This is a genomic window from Bradyrhizobium sp. P2_E8, from assembly GCF_056403875.1.
The window spans coordinates 1-1,180 of the sequence record NZ_JBFUES010001523.1 but is presented as its reverse complement, the minus strand read 5'-3'; the positions used below and the strand labels follow the sequence as shown (position 1 = coordinate 1,180).

The following is a 1,180-nucleotide window of genomic DNA, read 5'->3' as shown; positions in this document are numbered from 1 at the left end:
TTGTCGTCCTTGGAGAACCAACGACGGCGTCCCGTCTCCGTGATCACTTCCAGCCGGCGCGCCGTCGCGTCCGACTTAAGCGTATGGTCAAGCATAGACACAAGCCGATCCCTTCAAAGAGATCGTGAAACTCACCTATCCAATGCGCCGCGAGAAGGTGGGAGCAGAACGACGCTTACCAAGTCCGTGATCCTGCGCGAACTTAAGGTGATGCGGGTCGCAGGGCTGACGTCCGCAAATGAGGCAGGGTTGTTGGGCGACGAACCTGAGATGATGGCGGTCACGCTGGCGCAGCCGCTTCGGAATTGCGAGCGCACACGGGGCACCATCGGCAGTCTTCCCCGAGCTGGTCTCTGCCTCCGCTTCARCCGAGCCGAGCGTTGCCTCTGACGTCCCCAATGCGGTCAGCCGTGCACCAAAAGCTTCGCGGATCCGCCCGGCATGTTCCAGCCGAAGCGTGTTCACCTTCGGCCAGGACCGGAACGCCCATCGGTCGAGTTCATCTTGCGCCCTCAGAGCTACCAGTTCGGCGATCATCTCGACCGCCAGCTCCTTCGACGCGTCAGCTGACAGGGGCTTCTCCAAAGACCCTGCTGCCGTGGATGCTTTTCGCCCGGGCGTCTTAATCGGGGTGCCGTTCAGTTTCGCGGCAGGGGCTGGTGCTCGGCTTTTCCAATCTCCATCCTGTCTCGCCCTGTTTGAGTTGCTCGATGCCGGCGCTGGGCTCGCCAGATCCGGTGCATCAAAGTCATCTTCTCCGGCAATTCCGACCAGGGTGAACAGGGCATACCGCCGCGCATAGGTAAGGGCGGCGCCCATCCGGTGCGGAGCGGTTGTTTCAACGATCAGGCACACCGGCCAGTCGGAGGCAAGCCATTCGCCCGAGCTGTGGAGGAGGGTGGTCGTCAGCTTGATCAGCCCGCCGTTAGGCTCGATCGAGGTGGCCTGAACAGTTGCGATTTCGTGCTTGGTGAGGCACKTGCGCACGATCTCGCGCCCGCGCGCAAGCGAGGCATAGCGAAAGGTCCGTGGCTCCTCGCGCGGCAACGGCGAGACGATGGTGGCCGACAGCGCCTTTTCAGGGTTGTCGAGCTCGGCCTGCGCTCGCGCCAGCGCGCCGGCGATCTGACCGACGGTCGCACTTGACTTCTGCATTGGTTACCTCCGGTCGATATGGATG

The 1,180-nt window shown here is 62.6% G+C and carries 1 protein-coding gene; it reads right to left on the bottom strand.

Annotated features, from left to right (window positions below):
• Positions 1-135 precede the first annotated feature (135 nt).
• Complete coding sequence (locus AC1D00_RS41995; protein WP_477014758.1) at positions 136-1,155, bottom strand: ERF family protein; 1,020 nt, start codon at positions 1,153-1,155, stop codon at positions 136-138.
• Positions 1,156-1,180: the final 25 nt, after the last annotated feature.